At 69.6% G+C, this 19,841-nt stretch carries 18 protein-coding genes and 2 tRNA genes; 13 read left to right on the top strand and 7 right to left on the bottom strand.

The features are described from left to right. The 4 genes from ADK54_RS17890 to ADK54_RS17905 all read right to left on the bottom strand — a co-directional run bounded on the left by ADK54_RS17890 (position 1) and on the right by ADK54_RS17905 (position 6,298). The gene (locus tag ADK54_RS17890; RefSeq protein ID WP_159047821.1) at positions 1-1,374 is read right to left on the bottom strand and encodes a hypothetical protein; all 1,374 of its coding nucleotides are present in this window, start codon (positions 1,372-1,374) and stop codon (positions 1-3) included. Positions 1,375-1,682: 308 nt separating this feature from the next. Then, the gene (locus tag ADK54_RS17895; RefSeq protein WP_234392119.1) at positions 1,683-2,273 is read right to left on the bottom strand and encodes a GNAT family N-acetyltransferase; all 591 of its coding nucleotides are present in this window, start codon (positions 2,271-2,273) and stop codon (positions 1,683-1,685) included. 446 nt (positions 2,274-2,719) lie between these two features. Then, positions 2,720-4,609, bottom strand: a complete 1,890-nt coding sequence (locus ADK54_RS17900; RefSeq protein ID WP_053726645.1) for an ABC transporter ATP-binding protein — start codon at positions 4,607-4,609, stop codon at positions 2,720-2,722. 291 nt (positions 4,610-4,900) lie between these two features. After that, a complete protein-coding gene (locus ADK54_RS17905; protein WP_107090555.1) occupies positions 4,901-6,298 on the bottom strand; it encodes a sporulation protein in 1,398 nt (465 codons plus the stop codon). Between the two features lie 325 nt (positions 6,299-6,623). Between ADK54_RS17905 and ADK54_RS17910 the strand changes: the two genes are divergently transcribed. The 3 genes from ADK54_RS17910 to ADK54_RS17920 are packed head-to-tail and all read left to right on the top strand — an operon-like array spanning position 6,624 to position 10,236. Further along, on the top strand, positions 6,624-8,390 hold the full coding sequence (locus ADK54_RS17910) for an asparagine synthetase B family protein (RefSeq protein WP_053726646.1): 1,767 nt from the start codon (positions 6,624-6,626) through the stop codon (positions 8,388-8,390). Positions 8,391-8,418: 28 nt separating this feature from the next. Next, a complete protein-coding gene (locus ADK54_RS17915) occupies positions 8,419-8,856 on the top strand; it encodes an NUDIX domain-containing protein (protein ID WP_053726647.1) in 438 nt (145 codons plus the stop codon). Positions 8,857-8,913: 57 nt separating this feature from the next. Then, the gene (locus ADK54_RS17920) at positions 8,914-10,236 is read left to right on the top strand and encodes a UDP-glucose dehydrogenase family protein (protein WP_053726648.1); all 1,323 of its coding nucleotides are present in this window, start codon (positions 8,914-8,916) and stop codon (positions 10,234-10,236) included. Positions 10,237-10,450: 214 nt separating this feature from the next. Here ADK54_RS17920 and ADK54_RS17925 read toward each other — a convergent pair whose 3' ends face one another. Together ADK54_RS17925 and ADK54_RS17930 are read right to left on the bottom strand one after the other, a co-directional pair. After that, positions 10,451-10,885, bottom strand: coding sequence for a hypothetical protein (locus ADK54_RS17925; RefSeq protein WP_063801999.1), 435 nt, complete (start codon positions 10,883-10,885; stop codon positions 10,451-10,453). 311 nt (positions 10,886-11,196) lie between these two features. After that, on the bottom strand, positions 11,197-11,817 hold the full coding sequence (locus ADK54_RS17930; RefSeq protein WP_053726649.1) for a hypothetical protein: 621 nt from the start codon (positions 11,815-11,817) through the stop codon (positions 11,197-11,199). Between the two features lie 795 nt (positions 11,818-12,612). On the opposite strand from ADK54_RS17930, the gene ADK54_RS17935 reads away from it, so the two are divergent. The 10 genes from ADK54_RS17935 (at position 12,613) to ADK54_RS17990 (ending at position 18,704) form a co-directional block, all read left to right on the top strand. Next, positions 12,613-13,266: a hypothetical protein gene (locus ADK54_RS17935; RefSeq protein WP_053726650.1), complete on the top strand. Its 654-nt coding sequence runs from the start codon at positions 12,613-12,615 to the stop codon at positions 13,264-13,266. Next, complete coding sequence (locus ADK54_RS17940; protein ID WP_053726651.1) at positions 13,266-13,472, top strand: hypothetical protein; 207 nt, start codon at positions 13,266-13,268, stop codon at positions 13,470-13,472. Before ADK54_RS17935 ends, ADK54_RS17940 begins: the two co-directional genes overlap by 1 nt. 90 nt (positions 13,473-13,562) lie before the next feature. Then, a complete protein-coding gene (locus tag ADK54_RS17945; RefSeq protein ID WP_053726652.1) occupies positions 13,563-13,898 on the top strand; it encodes a hypothetical protein in 336 nt (111 codons plus the stop codon). A gap of 669 nt (positions 13,899-14,567) precedes the next feature. Continuing rightward, positions 14,568-14,639, top strand: a tRNA-Arg gene (locus ADK54_RS17960). 79 nt (positions 14,640-14,718) lie between these two features. Then, positions 14,719-14,789 (top strand) — tRNA-Trp (locus tag ADK54_RS17965). Positions 14,790-14,923: 134 nt separating this feature from the next. After that, a complete protein-coding gene (locus ADK54_RS17970; RefSeq protein ID WP_053726653.1) occupies positions 14,924-15,532 on the top strand; it encodes a hypothetical protein in 609 nt (202 codons plus the stop codon). Further along, a complete protein-coding gene (locus ADK54_RS17975) occupies positions 15,529-15,768 on the top strand; it encodes a hypothetical protein (RefSeq protein ID WP_053726654.1) in 240 nt (79 codons plus the stop codon). The genes ADK54_RS17970 and ADK54_RS17975 overlap by 4 nt, the downstream gene beginning before the upstream one ends. A gap of 121 nt (positions 15,769-15,889) precedes the next feature. After that, the gene (locus ADK54_RS17980) at positions 15,890-17,155 is read left to right on the top strand and encodes a hypothetical protein (protein ID WP_053726655.1); all 1,266 of its coding nucleotides are present in this window, start codon (positions 15,890-15,892) and stop codon (positions 17,153-17,155) included. 44 nt (positions 17,156-17,199) lie between these two features. Beyond that, positions 17,200-18,096, top strand: a complete 897-nt coding sequence (locus ADK54_RS17985) for a hypothetical protein (RefSeq protein ID WP_159047822.1) — start codon at positions 17,200-17,202, stop codon at positions 18,094-18,096. 173 nt (positions 18,097-18,269) lie between these two features. After that, positions 18,270-18,704 carry a hypothetical protein gene (locus tag ADK54_RS17990; RefSeq protein ID WP_159047823.1) on the top strand — a complete coding sequence of 145 codons (435 nt, stop codon included), beginning with the start codon at positions 18,270-18,272 and terminating at the stop codon, positions 18,702-18,704. A gap of 168 nt (positions 18,705-18,872) precedes the next feature. Here the strand turns inward: ADK54_RS17990 and ADK54_RS46070 are convergent, their stop codons facing one another. Further along, positions 18,873-19,796 carry a hypothetical protein gene (locus ADK54_RS46070; protein ID WP_053726658.1) on the bottom strand — a complete coding sequence of 308 codons (924 nt, stop codon included), beginning with the start codon at positions 19,794-19,796 and terminating at the stop codon, positions 18,873-18,875. Between the last annotated feature and the right edge of the window lie 45 nt (positions 19,797-19,841).

Here is a 19,841-nt window from a genome sequence, read left to right on the forward strand (position 1 = left end):
TCAGCTACTAGCGCGGGCCGCCTCCAGCTGACCTCTCGTGTACGTCGTCGCGCCGGATTGAGGGGTGGTCCGCAGCAGCTCGAAGAGGCCGTTCTCTTCCTCGTTGGCGCCGGACGTCATCGCGGGGGCAGAGATGTCGTCCAGCAGGGCTCCCAGGAGCTGGGCGAGGGTGTGACAACCGGTCCCGGAGTAGCCCCAACTCACACCCCAGCCCTCGCGGTGCGGCGCGAACCACACCGTGCCGTCCTCGGTACGGATCCAGCTCGTCTGTCCGCTCACGACCAGGGCGGAGAGCGGAGAGCGGGTAGGCAGGCGCTGCAGGCACAGGGTGAAGATGTCTTCCCGGTCAGTGCCGGGGGCCCGGCGCAGTGCCGGGACGCCCGTGGCCGGGTCAAACAGCAGAACGTCGGACTCTCCATGTGCGTTGTCGAGGAGGTGCTTCTCCAGGACCGTCGGAGCCTGTCCGTGGTTGGCCGGCACCAGGCGCTGTTCCCACTCCCGAGTCACCGCGCAGGCCTTCGGGTCGACGATGACGAAGCCACCGGTATGCCAGTCCTGTCCGCCGTCCCAGCGCTGAACCAAGTCGGCGACACGGTGGGCCACGACATCCCGGCGCTCGGTGATGGCGAGCCAACCGGCCCGGCGCACCATCTCCGAGGGCTCGGCTGGCTCCGGGTGGCGCAGCTCCGCCGGGACCGCGCCCAAGAGGAGGTGGGCGCCGTCGCCGCCTTCAGCCGCGTTCTCCTGTAGTTCGGTGATGTGGCGGGTGACGGCGTCGTGGTCACGGGCTCGGATCTCCCGGACGAGGTGCAGGCAGAGTTCAGCGGCCGGAGAGCCGTCCGGCTCGGCGGCCGCGAGATCGGCTGCCGCGCCGATGGGGTTGGTGACGTGGCAAGCCGGGACCACCGCGGGCGGGGCGCCCGGCTGCCACGCGGCGATCGCGTCGCGGTCCCGCAGCGTGGCGAACCAGTACGGCGCGCGCTGTCCGAGCACTGCGGCCAGGCGGGCCCACGTCGTCTCGTACTGGTGGGCGCCCTCGTCCATATCGCAGGCAACCAGCTTGGGCACGTACGGGTTGGAGACTTGAGTCGCCGCCATCGCCACCGCCACGCACGCGTACCGGGCACCAACATGGTCCCGGTGACGTTGGCGCAGCGCCCGGCGCGCGCCGTGCACGCTGCCGTTGCCGTCGTGCAGCGCGTACGCGAGCCCGAACCCGCCTCGGTCGGTCTCCCAGCGCAGCACGGCGTAGTCGTCGACGAACTCCACCTCGTCAAAGTCGGCTCGCGGGCCTCCAGCCCAGCTCTCCAGCCACGCCCTGTCCTCGCCGCTGGTGGCAGCATCCTCCGGTGCCCGTCGGCTGAAAATGCTCATGAAAACCCCTCCTCGACATCACGATGCGGCCCATCCGGGCCTGGATCGAACCCGACACTGCACGCGGACAGGTACTTGCGGGACGTCGGCCTGCTACGTCCCGCTAGCCCCCGGACAACGAGCAGCGGCGTTCACCACCGATCCTGGGAGCACCGCCCTGTGGACAGAGGCGCCCGTGCGCCAGCGGACGGGTAGAGCCGCTCCAGCCTCGCTGCATCAACTCCTGGACCGCGCGGCGCAAATCGGCGGCGGGTTGGTGCAGTTGCCGGGTGCGCCGGTGACAGTGGGCAGTTCCTTGCCATGTGGGTTCACCGGCTGGTGAGCAACTCTCCGAGGACACCGGCGCGGTAGGAGACACGCGGGGCCAATGGGCGCGCCAGATGCCGCATCGACGCAGTGGCCGGGTACCGGATCCGGCCGGCAGGCAGCCCCAGGTCGAGTGGAGCCCCGGGCGGCAGGACATGAAAGCCGACGGCTTCGTAGTACCGCTCCAAATGCGGCTTGTGGGTGTGGATTCCGCCCAGCATCGCCTCGCAGCCCTGGCCGCTGTAGAAGCGGATCATTTCGTTGACGAGTCGGTGCCCCAGTCCCTGGCCGCGGGCGCTGTCGGCCACCGACACCGCTTCCAACTCGACGAGCGACCTCGACAGCCTCAGGCACAGCTGCCGACCCAGAGTGGGCTCCATCTCCATCAGCCATTCCACGGGCGGGATCGCATGAGCGAGGCCGACCACCTGTCCCTCAGGGTGTTCCTGGGCGAGCAGCAGGGTCGAGGTGCCGAAGTGTGCTGGCATGCAGAAGCCGGTGCGCATCCGATCGATGATCTCCTCGGGCATCGCGGCATCCATGAAATCCACCGGCTCCAGGAGGGCGCGCACCACATCGGGGTCATCGTCCATGGTGGCCGGGCGGATCAGGTACCGCTCCGGTATCACAACGCCGGGAACGGCATCGGGCCCGGTCGCCGCCTGCGGTGCATTGCGGCGTTCTGCGCGTCGTCGAGAAGCTCGTCCCATGCCTCTCATTCTTCCCCAACTCTGCTCAGAGCGGCGCGCGTTACGCCATCACCTCCTCGACGCCAACCCTGCGGCGGGAATGGTGTTGCCGAACGAGACGGCCCTCTCGCATGGCCGAACTGTGAGAGAGGGGATGCGTATGAAGACCAGCAGCGACACCCGGTGGGATTTCGTCCAGATCATCTGTGCCGACTCGATCTGGAACTGACCACCCGGCTACCAACTGAGCTCCGGCCCCAGGGCCGGAGCTCAGTCATAGGGACTGGCCACCTTGAAGTCGTGCCAACGTATCCGATCCCCCGCCCGAGCAGACAGGGCAACTTGCCAGGTCATGCTCGGTCTTCCTGCAGCTTGAGCATCTCGAAGAAGATCGATGTTGCTCCGCGGCTGACGAGGTCGTCGTACGTCCCCGTCTCGGCGACGCGGCCCTGATCGAGGACGATGATTCGGTCGGCGAGACGGGTGTTGGCCAGCCTGTGTGTGATGAATACGGTTGCCCGCCCTGCGGCGAGCGTCTTGAGCCGGGTGTAGATCCGGTGTTCGGCGCGGGCGTCGAGCGCGGCGGTCGGCTCGTCCATCACCAGCACCGGGGCGTCGCGGTGAAACGCTCGGGCGACGGCGATGCGTTGCCACTGTCCGCCGGACAGATCGTGTCCGCCCCACCAGGAGCGGGCCAGCGATGTGTCGAGTCCATGAGGCAGGCCGGCGATGACGGTGTCGGCGCCGGATGCCTCGGCGGCTGCGTGGACAGCGATGTCGCCGTCGGGCCTGGGCTGGCCAAGGGTGATGTTTTCGCGGGCAGCCAGGGGCCAGCGGGTGTAGTCCTGTGGCACCAGTGCCACCTTGGACAGCACTCCTGCCGGGTCGGCGTCGGTCAGGTCCAGGCCGTCCCAGCTCACTGACCCTGTCGTGGGGAGGAAGAGGCCGGTCAGTACCCGGGCCAGGGTGCTCTTGCCGGCGCCGTTCTCGCCCACCAGGGCGATGACCTCGCCGCGCTTGAGATCCAGGCTGATGCCGTCGAGCGCGGGCCGGTCGGCTCCGGGGTAGGTGAAGGAGACATCGCGGGCGGTGATCACCTGCGGTCCGTCGTCGGTGATCTGGGCCGAACCTCGGTGGGCTGTCCAGGGCTTGGCCACTGCGAGGAAGCGGGCCCAGTCGTCCAGGGACAGCGAGGTGCGGAAGAGCCGGGCCCCGGCCCGCACCGTGGTGGTCAGGGCCGTCCCGGAGGTCCGCACCGCCAGTGCGGCGGTCCCCGCCCCGGCCAACTCCATACGTCCGGTGGCCACCAGGAGCACGAGCATGCCCCAGGTGGTGGCGGTGCCCACGGCGGTGAGCGCGTCGCCGATGCCCTGTACCACCAGTGCCTTATGGGTGGCCTTGAGCTGTTCGGCCTCCAGGCGGCTGGAGACGATGCGGTACTGGCGGATCAGGAAGTCGGCCATGGTGCCCGCGCGGACCTCGTCGGCGGTGTTCCGCTCGGTGGTGTAGGAGCGGAACACGTTGCGGAGTCGGGAGTCCGCCAGGTTGCGGTGGTGGGCGGCGTGTTCGATGCGCGCCCCTCGTACCGCGCCCCAGGCGCACGGGATGACGGAGAGGACCAGCAGCGGGAGCATCACGGGATTCAGGATGGTGACGACGGTCGCGGCGGCGGCCATCTGGGCGGCTGCGGAGGTGAGGAGCTGGGCGTCGAGGATGAGGTCGCCGGTCTTGTCCGCGCCGTCGGAGGCGGCGGCGTGGGCGTCTTCGAAGGCCGGGTCTTCGTAGGCGACGAGTTCGGCGGCGGTGGCGGCGGTGATGACTTCGAGGTCGGCCTCGCGGACGGCCTTCGGCGCGAGCCGGGCGGCGGCCGCGCGGGCGGCGGCATCCAGCACGTAGCGGCCACCGGCCGCGAGCGCGAGGACGATCACGGCGGTCAGGTTGGCGTGCAGACTGGCGGCGATGTCTCCGGTGAACACTGCGGCCAGCACGCGGGTGGTGGCCGCGAGCCCTGTCGCGGTGAGCGCCGCGGCGCCGATCTGGCAGGTCAGCAGGGTCAGGACGGCAGGGCGGTCGGTTCGCCATCCGAGGCGGGCTGCCTCGTTGAGCGTGCGGGGCAGACGGCGCGCTATGGCCCAGGTGGACAGGTTGACGCTCGCCTCGAAGTGCCGGTCGGAGGCCAGGCGCATCACGGGCGGCTGGCTCGTTGCGGTGACGGGCGGCGAGGATACGGAAGTGCTCACGGCCCTATCAGGGAGCCGAGCCGGGCGGCGGGGCAACGGGGTTGTTCGGCGCCTTGTGGATCGGATCAGGCCGTCCGCACCGGACGTCAATCGCGACATGCGGTTTTCACTCGTTCAAGTGACGCCGGCTCGGGCCGCCCCGGACCACGGCGGTCTGGGTGCCCTCTACGGGACGGCGAGGACCGGTGTCCAGGGCCGGTCGACGGCGTCGCCGATGTCCCGGCCGACCGCGCCCTCGGGCCCCTTGTTCGCCTTCTGCCCACGCAGCCCCAGCCACCTGCCGGTTGAGGCTCAGGCGGTGACGCCGAGTTCTTGGCGGGTGCGGTGGATGAACTCGCGGACGGCCGCTTCGCGCCGCCAGGGGGCCAGGGCCGTGTTGAACTCGCGGACGTAGTCCAGGGCTCGGGTGGACTGGACGCAGGCGAGGATGTCGACGGAGCGGTGGCCGAGTTCGAGGCCGTGGTCGAGGTCGCGGGCCTGGAGGTGGGCGGTTCCCACGATGGCGAGCCGCATGCCGACGGAGCGGGTGAACACCCCGGTCGGCATGGCGGTGGCCTGTTTGTTCCAGGCCAGGGAGGCTTTGGGGTTCTTCAGGTCGCGGAAGACCTCGGTGGCGTCCGCGGAGAGGCGGGCGTGGTGATAGAAGTCGATCCAGCCGGGCTCGTAGCCGCTCTCGGTCCTGGCCTGGCCCAGCAGGTCCTCGGAGGCCGCCAAGGCCCGCGAGGCGGCGCGGGCGTTGTTCTCGCGGGCGTGAGCGCGGGCCTCGATCAGTTTGGTGAACGCCAGCACCCTCGGTGCGGCCTGGCCCTTGGCCCGTTCGAAGGCGCCTTGGGCCATGTCGACGGCTTCGGAGGCGAAGCCCCGCATCAGGGACTGCATGGCCATCGTGGTCAGGACGTAGCAGCCGAGCTGAACGTCGCCGCCCGCGCGGGCCAGGCGGAGGGCCTGGATGAAGTGGCGTTGGGCGGCGTCGTGCTGGCCGACGTCGAAGGCGGTCCAGCCGGCGAGCCGGGACAACTCGGCGGTCACGGAGAACAGTTCCCGGCCGACGGTGTCGGAGAAGGTGCCTTCCAGCAGGGGGGCGGCCCGGTGTTCGAGGCAGTCGGTGACGGAGTTCGCCTTCCAGTTCCCGCCGCCGTATTTCGAGTCCCAGTGCCGGGCGTGGTCGGCGGCCTCGCGCAGTTCGTCCAGGTCGGCCCGGCCGACCTGCCCGCCGCCCTGGTGGTTGGCGGTGTCGTCGGCGGGGTGGACCAGCCAGCGGGTGACCGGGACGGCGAACGCGGACACGGCGAAGCCGGACCCGGCCTGGTTGAGGAAGTCGCGGCGGTTCACGGAGCTCCAGAACGTGGTGGCGACGCGCACGGCGTCGGCGGGATCTCGCGGGAAATCCAACCCCACCGACGCGTCGATTGTCTCCGCCTCGCCCATACCGATTTCGGCGAGGTGGACGGGCCGCCCCAGCCGCTCCGAGATCGCCTGGGCCAGCAGCCGGGGCACCGGCGGCTTCGGCGTCATGCCGCGCCGGCACCAGTTCGCCACGGACGTGTGTGAATAGTCGGTCTCTACCCCGGCCTGGTGGGCGAGCTGGTTGACGCGGTGAGCCAAGGACTTGTGGCTCGCACCGCAGGCTTCGATGAGCCGGGCCAGGTCCGCGTTGGGCGGACGGGACCGGCGGACGGTCGATGCCACGACGTCCCCCTGACCAGTTACTGAAGCGTTGCGCACGCACTCGCCTGGGCCCAGAAGTGGTACGCGAACGGCTGGGGACGTTCAGTCGTACGCGAACGCCGCTGGTGCACGAAGAGTCGTACGCGTTCCGCGTGTTGGGTCACCGAGGGTATTCCTCCCCGACCGGCCGCGAACCGCGTCTGCGAGTTGTGAGCCCCCCTGCGAGCCCTCCCCGGTCGTGTCCCCGGCCGGTGTGATGAGGGCCCAGGCCACCGCCGGAACAGGAAGCAGCTCCTTCCGGCGGTGGCCGCCGACAGGGCACCACTCACTCTCGGGGGTGAACCAGATGTGCGGAATCGCAGGACTGGCCGGACCGGACGCGCAGTGGCACCAGGCCACTGTCCGGGCGATGGGCGTCGCCCAGCACTACCGGGGACCGGACGGCACCAAGCACACCGCGAGCCAGGACGGGCGGGCGGTGCTGTCCATGAACACCCTGCTGATCGTCGACCCGCTCGCCCACCCGGGCCCCTACCTCGACCGCGAGAGCGGGGTGTTGCTGGCCTTCACCGGCGAGATCTACAACTGGCGGGCCCAGGCGAAGGCTTGGGGCATCGAGCTGGGTGAGAAGGAGACCGACGCCCACTTGGTCCTGAAGGCATGGGCGAAGCTCGGTCCGTCCTGCCTGGACGGGCTCGACGGCATGTTCGCCCTCGCTGTCTATGACCTGCGCGTCCGCAGGCTGTTCCTGGCCCGCGACCGGCTCGGGGAGAAGCCCCTCTACTGGCGCCTGGACGGCGGCCGGCTCGCGTTCGCCTCCGAGGTAACCACCCTGACCGGCTACGGCCCGGCGCCGCTGATCGTCCGCCCGGAAATGCTGGCCATCGAGACGCCGGTCGGCGTCGACACCCCGTTCCAGGGCATCCAGCTGCTGGCCCCGGCGACGCTGTTGTCCTTCGACGTGGTGACCGGCTCGCTGGAACAGACGACCTGGTGGCACCTGGAGGACCGGCTGCCGTTCGCGGGCGACTACCGCCAGGCCCTAGCCGCGTTCTCCGTCGCGTTGGCCGAGCAGATCCCACTGCGGGCGCCGGGCTGCGACTTCGCGCTGCTGCTGTCCGGCGGCCTGGACTCGGCGGTCCTGGCCTACCTCATGCGGCCCCCGGTCTGCGTCACCGTCTCCTACCCCGGCCAGGACCGCCTCGACGAGTCCCAGGCCGCCGCCCGCATCGCGGCCGACATCGGGGCCGAACTGGTGGTCGTCGAGCCCGACCACATCGACTTCACCAAACTCCTGCCGCACATGATGGCCGCGCTGGACTACCCGATGGGCAACGCATCGACCTTCTCCGAGCACATGGCCTACCGGAAGATCTCCGACCTCGGGCTCAAGGTGGTGGCCGGCGGGCTCGGCCCGGACGAGTTCCTGATGGGCTACGTCCGCCATGCCCTGGTCCTCTTCGGCCCGGACGCGGTCCTGAAGGCCGGGCTGGAGGCCTACCGGCCGCTGGCCACCAAGCTCATACACGATGCCGGCCAACAGCTGGACCCGGTGGACGCGGTCACCCGGCTGATCCTGCGCGGCCCGGACCCCGACCACCGCATCCGCGATCTGGTCGCCGACGCGATCCAGCGGGCCGGTGGCGACCTGGCCAGGGGCATGACGCTGGCCGATCTGGCCACAGCCTGGCGGCCGCTGGTGATGACGAGCGACAAGCTCGCCTCCGCCTACGCGTTAGAACGCCGGTCCCCCTACCTGGCCCGGAACTTGGTGGAGCTGTCCTACCGGCTCCCCGTCGACCACAAGATCACTGACCCGGCGGCGGGCAAGCGGATCCTGCGGGACGCCGCCAAAGCCCTCGGGCTGCCCCGCGAGGTCTGGGCCAGCCGCGACAAGCTCGGCTTCGCCTCTCCGGTCCCCACTTGGCTCAACGGGCCGCTTGCAAGCTGGGCGGACGCTCAGATCCGCACCGCGCTGGCCGAGGCCCCGCCCGCGCTGCGGCCGCTGCTGATGGGCGGCCTCAAGCCGGGCGGCCGGTTCGACCGCACCCGGATGCAGGCCCTCATGGCCGCCGCCTGGTTTCAGGACCAGACGGTGAGGGCTGCCGCATGATCCCCAACTGGCTTACTACCGTGGGCGGATGCACTCCGACACCACCCGCCCCACGGGCCCGGCCACCGCCCGCGGCGCGGTCGCCATCATCACCAACCGGCGCGGCGACCTCCTCATGCACCTGCGGGACGACATCGACGGCATTGCCTGGCCCGCCCACTGGAGCCTGCTCGGGGGCGGCACTGATCCCGGCGAACAGACTGCCGAGACGATCGTCCGCGAGCTCGACGAGGAAGCCGGACTCACCGTCCGGAATCTGACCGAGCTGTTCGAGATCCGCGACGACCACGGCTCCGGCCAGCTGATCACGTTCTTCGCCGCCGACTGGGACGGCGACGAGACGAGCCTCCCGCTCAGCGAGGGCGTCAAGCTCCAGTTCTTCGCCCCCGAACACCTCGACATCCTCACGATCCCGCCGTTCATCCGCACCGGGATCCACCGCTGCCTGGCCGCCCGGCCCGCCTGAACCCGTCCCCGGGATGGGGCCGCCGGGCGGCGGCCCCACCTGGAAGGACACCTCGTCATGAAGCTCACCGTCGTCGGCTGCGGCTACCTCGGCGCCACCCACGCGGCCTGCATGGCCGAACTCGGCCACGAAGTCCTGGGCATGGACTCCGACATGGACAAGGTGGCCACCCTCGACTCCGGCAAGGCCCCGTTCTTCGAACGCGACCTTGACCAGCTGCTGGCCAAACACACCGCGAGTGGCCGCCTGAAGTTCACGGCCTCCTACGCGGAGACTGCTCACTTCGCCGACCTGCATTTCATCGGCGTCGGCACCCCGCAGACCCCCGGCGCGGACACCTACGACCTCACGTACCTCTACTCCGCCGTTCGCCAGCTCGCACCCCGCCTCACCGATCCGGCCGTGGTCGCGGTCAAGTCGACCGTCCCGGTCGGCACCGCACCCCGCGTCCGCGACCTGCTGCACGAGTTCGCCCCGGCCGGCGACCAGGTCGAGGTCGCCTGGAACCCCGAGTTCCTGCGCGAGTCGTTCGCCATCGAGGACACCCTCCGCCCCGACCGGCTCGTCCTCGGCTTCGAGGCCGAGCACACCTGGGCCGAGACCATGCTGCGGCAGTGTTTCGAGAAGATCATCGAAGCGGGCACCGCGACGATCGTCACCGACTGGGCGACCGCCGAACTCGCCAAGGGCGCAGCCAACTCCTTCCTCGCCACGAAGATCTCGTTCATCAACGCGATGGCCGAGATCTGCGAGAAGGCGGACGCCGACGTACACCAGCTCGCCGAGATCCTCGGCCACGACGCCCGCATCGGACGGCGCAACCTGCGATCCGGCCTCGGCTACGGCGGCGGCTGCCTGCCCAAGGACCTCCGCGGCTTCATCGCCCAAGCCGCCAAGCTCGGGGCCGAAGAGTCCACCGGGATCCTCCGCGAGGCCGACGCCGTCAACACCCGCCGCCGCGAGGCCGTCGTCGCCCTCGCGCGCGAACAGCTCGACGGTGATCTCGGCGGCAGGCGGATCACCGTCTGGGGCGCCGCCTTCAAGCCCAACACCGACGACATCCGCGACTCACCCGCCCTCGCCGTCGCCCAGAAACTCCACGCACTCGGCGCCACCGTCACGGTCACCGATCCCAAGGCCCTCGACAACGCCCGCAAGCTCCACCCCGAACTCGACTACACCGAGGACCCGATCGCTGCAGTCCAGGATGCTGACCTTCTGCTGCACCTGACTGAGTGGTCCGAGTTCGGGCACATCGACCCGCACCACCTCGCCCACCGGGCCTCAACCCCGACGGTCATCGACGGTCGCGGCACCCTCAACGCCGACGCCTGGCGCGAAGCCGGATGGACCGTCCGGACCCTTGGCCGCCGCACCTGAACCGCAATCACGGATTTCGTGATTCGAGTTGCTCATAGGCAGTCATTGACCGCCCTGCCGGAGGCCCGCAAGGTCGTCCATCACGTATGGCAGGTTGCGCCCGCCGACGGGTGTGTCCGGAGCGCACTAGGGTTTCGGGATCTTTCGTGGCGAGTGTGCCGTCCAGTTGACGCCAGTTCAGCAGGCCACGAAGTTCGTGGTGGATTGCGTCGGTTCAGCTGGTCAGGGCGGCGACAGCGGCGCGGAACTCTTGGGTCTGCAGGGTCGGGGTGCGTCGCTGCACGGGCGGCTCGCCGTGTTCGTCCCAGACTCGGTGCAGCGCGGCGCGCACTCGGTCGTTCATGTCGTCGTTCACGACCCTCGCGTACGGTTCGGGAACCTCACGCCGGTCATGGACGAGCACGATGGTTCCATGCTGTGTGCCGGGCCACCCTGCGGTCTCCACTTTCCAGTTGAGCGAGCGGGCTGCGCGTCTCATAGCGGCCCGGATCAGCTGCACGCCTCCCATGGCAACGGCTTCCTCGTCGTCCAGGTTCAGTTGAAGCGAGCCGCCGTAGCCTCCCGCGTTCTCGGGGCAGGCACGGCGCAGCAGCGGCACCAGTGCCTCGGCCAGGGCGATGCAGCGCGGATCGTTCGCGTAGGAGGCCACGTCCGCATCGTAGAGCCACCTCGGACACCGCAGGCGCCCGAACATGAGATGGCTAGGCGCGCGCTGACGTGCGCTGGGCTCATGTCACGGGAGCAGGGCGCATGTGTGTCCTTACGCGCCTTCTGGCGCTCGGGACCTTACCACCGGGTGAACTCCGAAGCGGTTCACCCGGCGGCTCCGTGATCATTCGCACGTACGCGGAGCCGCCCTGCTTCACCCTGCGCCCCCATGGCCCCCCTCGCCCGTATGAAGGGAGCATGTCTCCCAGCGCCGCCGTTCGGCATCACCGAAGAAGTCGGGGCATTCAGCCATCAGGCCGTGGTTTTCGGCTCCGTGGTAGCCACGTCCCCGGACGCTGTGTCTTGGGGTCGCCCAGCCACTCCGATAGCGGTGGTGGGCAGGCTGTAGAAGACTGAGCGGCGTTGCCGGGTGCGCTCGGCCTGCCGCTTTGCTACGAGGTTTTCGAGGGTGCTGCGCACCACGGTGGCGGCGATGTTCCGGCCGGGATGGGCGGCGGCCAGGCTGGTGGTGATCTCGGCGGCCGAAGCCGGATTCTCAAGCTCGGCCAGGTGCGTGGCGACCAAGTCGCGCAGCGTCGGACCGTTCCCTCGTGCCCGGGTCTTGGTAGTGCTCTGCTTCTGCTTCTTTGCCCCGGGGCTGGGGAGCTCGGCCGAGGTGCGCGCCCGCGGAACCTGCCCGCCGGCCGGTGCATCCTCGCGGGGCGTCTTCCGCGTTTCGGCAACTGGGGTTGCTGTGTTACCAAGTGCGTGCTGCATCGAGATGAGCAGCGCATGGTTGTCTTCCAAGACCTTCAACTGCGCCTGGAGGTCGTCGATCTGGGACGAGACGCGGTCGCGTTCCGCGACATTAGTCTCCAGGTCGTTGCGGACCTGATCCGCGTATTGCGACTGGAGCGTGGACTTTTCCGACATGTTGATGCTCCTCCGGATGTGTGTGCATGGAGTTCCTGCCGGATGGTACGTGTCTTCGCCGCGCACGCACACTGGCGCGATCACCCCGGCCCGTGATTGCCGGGGAACCAAACGCCGTGACGGTCTGCTCCGATTCGCCTTCCAGCCGCGGCATGGGGAACTCGGCCCACAGATGGCGGGCACGCGGCGAACCGGACGCGGCCGTCGATCAAGTTGGGCGACGCGTTGACGAAGCCGGCACGCTCGGCCTTGGCCTGGTCCCGATCGCACGCGCGGTGACCATGGTGTCTTTCAGTCGCGGTCATACCGTTCGGTCACTCCGGCACCACTGGGACCTCGTTTTCCAGGTCCCGGCATCGCACTCTGGCTCTGGCGTTAGGTAACAACGTCCGAGCCACCCACAGGTCTCACCAGTTAGAACTGCGCGGGTAAGTACGGATGAAACCACCTGTGCGACCCTTTTAATTTGACATGCCACAGCAACGTGGGTAAAATTTAAAGGGTCAATGAGGGTGAGCGCCCTCCTCAGCACCGGACAGCGAAGGCCTGCCAACCCGACCTGCCTGGCAGGCCTGTAGCTCAGCCAGTAGAGCGGCCCCCACGCGATTCCCCTCGGGCCACCAGGCGGCTGCCGCGCCCATGAGGGAGCAGCGCGCCGCAAGGGCGCCGGAACTCCGCCCCCAGTAGGCCGAGGTCCCGGCTGCGACCTGGGCTGGCGCCCACGCGACGCGACCGCGGCAGGCGCCCCGCGACGAAATTCACTCAGTTCGCCACGAACCGTTAGGACCTCACGCCATGCCCAAACTGAAGCCCGCCGACGCCGCCTACGCTTGGATGAGCACCCAGGAAGCGCCGGTACCGTACGAGGACGTCGCTCACGCCATCGCCGACGACACCAACGCCGAGGAGTGGCGCGCCGCCCACATGGCCATCCTCGAACTCGAGGTCAGTGGGCGTCTGGTCAACCTGTCCGCCCGCGAGTGGGGCAAGGTCGGCGTCAAGGCCCGCAGCCCCCGCAAGGGCCGTCACCGCTACCTCGCCACCGACGCCCAGTACAAGGCGTGGAAGCGGCCCATGTACTCGGTGATGTGGGTGTCCTCCGACTTCATCGGCGAGACCGACGCCGATGCCTGGACGCGCGGCTACGCGCTCAAGGGCGTGAAGATCACCGGCGACGAGTACGACATCAACGGCATCCGCTCTGATGACTGGTCCCGCTACTTCTGGACCGGCCATGCCCGCAACGCGGCCGACGCGTACGCGCAGGGGTTCCTCGGGTGCGCCTACGACGTATGGGACAGGTCCGACTTCGAGGCAGACGTCGAGGAGATCGCCGAGATGGTCGCCCGCGTGCACGCCGAGCTCGTCGACGCCGACACCAGCGACCCCGAGTACATCGCCGCCGTCGTATGTGACCTGCAGGCCCGCCGCGCAGCCGGGACGGCTTGATGTTGTACCGCGCGGGAGAGGTCAACTGCGGCCACTGCCGTGAACCGCAGGGCATCGCCGTCGACGACTACAACGGTGAGACGTACGGCGACGGCGAGGTCACCTTCACCCGCGAGCCGTGCATGCGCTGCCGCGTCCACAGCCTCGGCATCCAAGAGCGCTGCGACGACGACTGCCCCGACTGCGAAGACCGCGGTGATGAGTGACGGCGACGAGGCCGAGGATGACGAACCCATTGGCGGCGGCATCAGCCGCAGCCCCGTACCCGGCGGAACCGGGAGATCAGGGGAACCGCGATGAGCCTGGAGCACTCCTTCCTCGCCGTGTACGGCGTCGAGCTGCCCGGGGCGGACTGGGTACACGTCTACGACCGCCTGGAGGAACTGCGTCGCGCTCAGAGCCCGGCCGGTGACGCCGAGGACGTGCAGCTCTTCACCGTCTCTGGTGACCGGGGACCGTCTCGGGTGGTGATCGGGGCCGCCGTCGTGGGCTTCGAGCCCGGCAGCTGCAAGTCCGTACGCGACTTCACCCTGTCGCCCGAGCGGGACGAGGTCGTGCGCCGGGCCGCCGTGTCAGTGGGACACGCCGAACCGGTCGAGCCCGGCTGGTTGTTCATGTACGACCTGAGCTAGCCGGGTGCCGCTCGGCAGCTGGCCCCGTCTTCGGCGGAGGGCGACCCTTTTAATTTGACACAGGGGGGTGTGTGGCGTAAATTAGAAGAGTCAGCGGGGGTGATCAACCCCGCAGTCGCCGTACGGCACACGGACGCGGCCGATCCGCACCGTACGGCAGGCTCGCAGCTACAGGAGCTGGCCCTGAAGGCATTCGGGGCGAGGGTCCAACTCCCCACGAGTCACGACGTGTTGGCGCACTCCACCCACCGGCGCTCCGGCAGGGCACACGCCAGCACATCAATCGGACCAGACCGACTGATCCTCGGTCGGGTTGAAGGGAGAAGGACGCTTCCCCTGGAGCGGTAGCTCAGTGGCAGAGACCCCGTTTGGGGTGGTCGCGGGTTCGAGTCCCGTCCGCTCACGACGTGTCAGCAGGGAGGTGAAGTTCCCCGCGGATCCGGCCTAGCTGACACGCATCCGTTTGCAGCATCTGGGGAGGTCCCGCAAACGGACCGGCCGTCGGCCGGGGAAGGCGATGGACGTGTCCTCACGGACGCAACCTGATCTGGTCCCCGGCCGATGCCGGACACGCCCTCGTGGAGTAGTGGATATCTCGCCCGGCTCTAAACCGGGAGGTCGTGGGTTCAAATCTCACCGAGGGTACGCAAGTTGCGCATTATGCGCGCCGCTCCTGTCGTTCAACGGAGAGGACGCCGGTCTACGAAGCCGGAGATCAAGGTTCGAGTCCTTGCAGGAGCACCTATTTGTCCGCTGTCGCGCCGCCCACCGGTGCCCAGAGGCGATGGCCCCGGCCTCCGGGGCGCGATCGCCAATCCCAGGGGGTGTAGCTCAGAGGCAGAGCGACGGTCTCCAAAACCGGCAGCGCAGGTTCGATTCCTGCCACCCCCCGCTGTGTCCCCTCCGTGCGATCCGTCGCGCCGCTGGACGTCTTCCTCGGCCTTCACGGTCGAGGGAGATCGCCGGCCGTCTCACTCGACGGGTTTGCCCGGCTGTTCCTGCTGCTCTGTAAGGGAGGCCCGCCCGTGGCCACGCAGTACCCGCTCTCCGGAGTGTCGAGGGTCATACACCCCGACGGCACCGTCGATCGCGTGGAGTTCCACGACCGGCCGCAGACCGCAGACGAGACGCGAGCGTTCGCAAAGTACCGCGACCTGTCGCCGCTGGAGCTGATGCGGCAGCTGCGCACCGCCGAGTGGAATGCGGACGTCGCCCAGTCCGAACGCGATCAGTGGAAGGCGAGCGCGCAGAGGCTTCAGATGGAGCTGGCCCAGGCGGAGCGAAAGCTGGCCGCGATCACGCCGGACGGGTGGGAACTGCCCAAGACCGTCCGGGCGCTGCTCGCGCACGCCGAAGCCCACGGCTGGCGCTCTGCGCGGGCCTGGACGCCGCGGGGGACGGACGAGATGCTACTGAAGGTCGTCCTCGGCCGGGACGCCCTCCCCTCCGACGCTCCCTCGCGCGGAGCCCAGTGGCGCTTCGAGTTGACCTGGATCTGTGTACCGGGCTCGGCCCGCCGGGCCCGTGCCGGCCTTGTTCGCACGCCTGACCGCCCGCAGTGGCATGACGCTCCGTCGGTGCGCAAGATCCGCGAACTGATCCGTGAGCACTCGTACGCGAAGGGCGCAGCGTGATCGCCTTCGCCGTCCTCGCCGTCCTCGGCCTGCTCGCTCTCGGCTACGCCGCGGGACGACTCCGGCCCTGGGAACGCTTCGGGACGTGGGTGGAGGACCTGCTCCTGCCGCACAACCACAAACGCTGGGTCGGCAACCGCGTGCGCGAGTGGGCCCTCTTCGCAGCCCTGGCCGTCACGCGGCCCTGGGCCGCACTCGAGGTCTGGCGGACACGCAAGTCCCCGGAGGTGTCCTGAACATCGTCCACCGCCGCCCTGCCGTCATCGGACGGGGTCGCTGCGCCCTGAGACGGGGCGATCGCCCGCAGTGATCTGACGCAGCCCCGAGCCGAAGTCGTCCGTACAGCAGAGGAGTTCCTTGACCGTCCGACATCTCACCGAGCGCGTTGAGCTGCCGCTGCCCGGCATCGGCTCCGCCTCAGCCCGGGTCACCATCCTGGAGCGCGGCCGCGTCCGCTACGTCGTGCGTGCTCCACATGTGCACGGGACCTTCGTGGTCGTGCCGGAACACATCGCGAACGGTCCGATTCTGCCGGCCACCGTCGCGGTGCAGTTCGGTGACGGCATGGAGCCGCTCGGCGACTTCTACCGCGAGCACCGGCCCGACGAGCCGGTGGTGCACGGCGTCCGGGTCCATGGCTGGACCGGGCACCTGTACCCGGATGACCTGCCGACCGGCTGGTTCCTGGGCCGTTACGCCGCGGGCCTGCGCAACGGCATTCACCATGAGCTCACCCGCGGCACGGAGCGCCGCACCGAGGCCGTGATCCTTGCCATCGTCACGCACTGGCGCAGCCTGCCCGTTCGGCGCGCCCTCATGAGGACGGCGGCGCGCGAGAAGGCAGCGGAGTACGCCGAGCACGACGGCAACCGCGCGACCGCGGCGGAGGCTCAGGTCGTCGAGCTCGAGCAGGCGGCCCGGGCCGTACGTCGGCGGCTCTGTGCGCTGGCCGGCATTCTGCGCCGCCGCCCGCGTCTCGTGCAGTGGCCGGATCCCGAGCCGGTGCAGCTGCGGATCGAAGATCCCCGCCGTGGGCCGCTCGGGCAGATCACGGTCCGCGAGGTCGCGGTGAACGCCGAGGTCGCGGGCAGCGTCGTCTACGAGGTTACCGGCCCTCGGGTATCCGGGCGGTTCACCGTCGGACCGAACCGGTACCGGACGGAGCCGATCCCGCAGGGCATCTGGGTCGCCTACGGGCACGCCAGCGGCGCGTACTACGAGCATGAGCGCGCTCACGCGCCCGTGGTCAACGGAGTACGCCTGTGCGGCCAGTGGGACCAGGACACGAGCGCCGGCATCACCCCCACCGCCCCCGACACGATCGGTGCCCAGGTGCCGTCCCGGGGCTCGGCGCCGTACGCCACCGAGCGCCGCACCGCAGCTGTCGTCCGCGCGCTAGCGCTGCACTACCTGCGCCGGAAGGACCTTGCCGCGCTGCGCCTGGCGGCCGCGCAGGCCAACGTCCCGACCATGCGGGCAGACGCACGGCGGTCGCTGCGCGAGGTCACGCAGCAGTTGGCCATCGAAGAGCGCAATGCGCGCCGCCATCGGGCCCGCGAGCGCGAGCTGCTCTCCCTGGTCCCTGGCAGCCCTCGCGAAGACCTGCCGGTCGAAGCCGCTTGATGAGGCCAAACCCTCCGCCGTACCCCGCCCATGGATTGGAGATCATGCACAGCAACGTCATCGAGCAGCGGATGCAGGAGGCGCACGAGGACTTCGCCGCCCGCGGCCAGGCCGTGGCCGACGTCCTCAACGCCGAGGACATCCAGGGCGGAGGCTGGACGGCTGAGGCCGGGGTCAACGTGTACGGGTCGTTCACCCTGCACCACCCCGCCGGTTTCGCCGTCCACGTCGCCCGCCTCACCCCCAACCTCTCCGGAGCGGCCGGGCGCCGCCTGACAGTCGACGGCCACTACCCGCGGGAGTTCTACGGCGACCGTGCTCCGACGATCGGCGTCGGACTCGACCAGCCGGCCGCCTGGCTCGCGCGCAGGATCGTCACCAGGTTCCTGCCCGGGTACCTGAATGTGTGGCCCAAGGCGATGCTGCACAAGCGGCTCGAGAAGCGGCAGACCGCTGCCCGGACCCGGCTCAATGCGCGTCTTGAGCACGCGCTGCCCGCTCTCGGGCCGGGTGCTGTCGGCGGCGGACCCGACCGGCTCCAGTCGTACGGGTCGGTGGCTCACCAGGTGGAGGGGGAGCGGACGACGTGTCGTGTGAAAGCGCGCATGGACAACCCCGGAACCACAGTCGACCTGCAGCTGGACTGGGTGCCCGCGGATCTCGCCGTACGCATCCTCCAGGTCCTCAATCCGGCTTCGCCGCTGGAAGGCCGGATCATGCCCGGCCCACGGGCACTGGGCGCCGCGCCCGAGGCGATCACCACGCCGCGGATCCTCGTCGGCGAAGTCGTACACGGAGCACGAACTCAGCGCGTGCAACCGCAGCTGTCCAGCGGCCGCAGCGCAGGCGAACGGGCGGTTTTCGAGCCGTGGTTCGCCCCGTCCCGTACGCGGCGCCCGCTCCAGATGCCCCGGGAAGCAGCCGTTCACGCCGAGCGGTAACGGCCCCGGCCGATACCGCATGACGGGCACGGGGCGCGCCCAGGTGACAACTGTGTCGCCCGGTCACAAGCGGGAAGGGCCGGCACGTGCCGAACTCCGGTGTCAGCGCTCTCTGCCAGCATGGACGGGCCGCTCGCGGAGTGGCGGATCAGAAGCCAGCGAAAGGGGAGATCGTGGCGAAGTACGAGGAGCAAATCGACAGCATCGGCATCGAGCCGATCGTGGGCGGGGCGGTGGTGTCGTTCGCCTCCACCCGGCGGGAATCCCAGTTCAACCCGCGCGAGGGCCGGTCCCGTGTGAAGAGTGCCGCGGTGTTCATCGCCCACGGTGAGGTGCGCGCCATATGCGAGGCCCTGGTCCAGCGGGAGAGTTACCGCAGCCCCGGCGATGAGGACGATGGCTTCCACGGTTTCCGCATCAGCCCTTGGGATGGGGAGCCGGACGTACGCGGGTTCTTCCAGTACTTCGGCGGCGGTAGCGTGGTCGAGGTCGATTTGAGCGAGCGTACGCAGTCCGAACTGCTAGGGAAGCTGCAGCAGATCGGGACGGACGGTGACGGTGAAGTGCACGTCCGCTTCTACGACCACCGCGGCCTGAACTTGGCCTGACGGACGGCCCGGGAGCGAACGCATTGCCCGGCACCGGGTCCGTCCGCGACGTCGACGTCATCGCGGTGCGCCGGCGCCCGATGTAGCGCGAGGCCCGGCGGCTGGCCGCCGGGCCTCGCCGGCGCTCGCCAGGTGATTCGACGCCCACCGGCCCGCGGCCGCCGATCCTTACCAGGCGGCGACGCGTGCGATGTATGCGAGCAGCGCCCCGGTAACACCTGGCGAGGTCGGGACCTCGGCATTGATGGTCATGGTCGAGGCGCCGAAGGCGCGGCTGGCCGCGTGGGTGATCGTTGCGGTGCCCCCGACGGGAGCTAGCGAGAAGAACCGCACCCCGGGCAGGTTCTCGGGCAGGTCCGCCGCAGAGTGCCCGTCGATGGGCAGTGCGCCGTCGAGGTCGGCCAGGTCGGCGGTGAGGTGGCGCAGGTGCCAGTCCTCGTGCGCGCACGCACCGTGGCACCGGATCCTCGCCAGGCGCCGGCCGTCGGGCGCGTGCAGCACGTGCCGGGTGTGGTCCTGGTACTTCTTCGTGTGCACGACGGCCTGTTCGGCGCCGGAGTTGAGCCGGACGATCCAGAAGGCGTCACCATCCTGGTCGTGGAACTGCCAGGTCATGCAGATGTCGGCGGCGACGGCGAGGTCCGGCCAGTCGGCGGCGGCGCCGGTGTCCTCTCCCTGCCAGGTGTGCAGGTGAACGCTGCTGCGTCCGGCGGCCGGATCCGCGATCCACCTTCCGGGGGTACGCGGCCAGTCCCTCACCCGCCCGAGCAACAGGGGTGCCGTGCCGGGCCAGTTGGGCAGCGGTGGATGCGCGTGCGCGTTCTGGTAGACCGGGCAGTGCGCGCACCGGACCAGGGGCGCGCTCGACCCGCCGTCGGCGGGCAGGCTCGGGAGCTTCCCGCCGACGCAGCGCTCGTAGCCGCCCCAGCGCTGCCGGCCGGTACGGGCCTCGAAGAGCGACGCGAACCTGATCGGCCGAAGCCCGCAATGGGCAGGCGTGTCGAAATGGGCGTTCAGCGAAAGCCGGTTCCACCCCTGACCGTCCGGCCCGCGGGACCCGTAGTCGTTGGGGTTGTCCAGGTAGACGGGCACAAGGTCTCCAATCAGGATCAGGGAAGCGGTAGAACTTGCCGTCGT

This window comes from Streptomyces sp. WM6378 (assembly GCF_001279695.1).
GTDB lineage: Bacteria > Actinomycetota > Actinomycetes > Streptomycetales > Streptomycetaceae > Streptomyces.

Bases quoted from the DNA above. Each gene is read 5' to 3' on its own strand.
- ADK54_RS17910 (WP_053726646.1), top strand. From the start codon at position 6,624: ATGTGCGGAATCGCAGGACTGGCCGGACCGGACGCGCAGTGGCACCAG.
- ADK54_RS17940 (WP_053726651.1), top strand. From the start codon at position 13,266: ATGTTGTACCGCGCGGGAGAGGTCAACTGCGGCCACTGCCGTGAACCG.
- ADK54_RS17915 (WP_053726647.1), top strand. From the start codon at position 8,419: ATGCACTCCGACACCACCCGCCCCACGGGCCCGGCCACCGCCCGCGGC.
- ADK54_RS17985 (WP_159047822.1), top strand. From the start codon at position 17,200: ATGCACAGCAACGTCATCGAGCAGCGGATGCAGGAGGCGCACGAGGAC.
- ADK54_RS17920 (WP_053726648.1), top strand. From the start codon at position 8,914: ATGAAGCTCACCGTCGTCGGCTGCGGCTACCTCGGCGCCACCCACGCG.
- ADK54_RS17890 (WP_159047821.1), bottom strand. From the start codon at position 1,374: ATGAGCATTTTCAGCCGACGGGCACCGGAGGATGCTGCCACCAGCGGC.
- ADK54_RS17945 (WP_053726652.1), top strand. From the start codon at position 13,563: ATGAGCCTGGAGCACTCCTTCCTCGCCGTGTACGGCGTCGAGCTGCCC.
- ADK54_RS17895 (WP_234392119.1), bottom strand. From the start codon at position 2,273: ATGGACGATGACCCCGATGTGGTGCGCGCCCTCCTGGAGCCGGTGGAT.
- ADK54_RS17930 (WP_053726649.1), bottom strand. From the start codon at position 11,817: ATGTCGGAAAAGTCCACGCTCCAGTCGCAATACGCGGATCAGGTCCGC.
- ADK54_RS17935 (WP_053726650.1), top strand. From the start codon at position 12,613: ATGCCCAAACTGAAGCCCGCCGACGCCGCCTACGCTTGGATGAGCACC.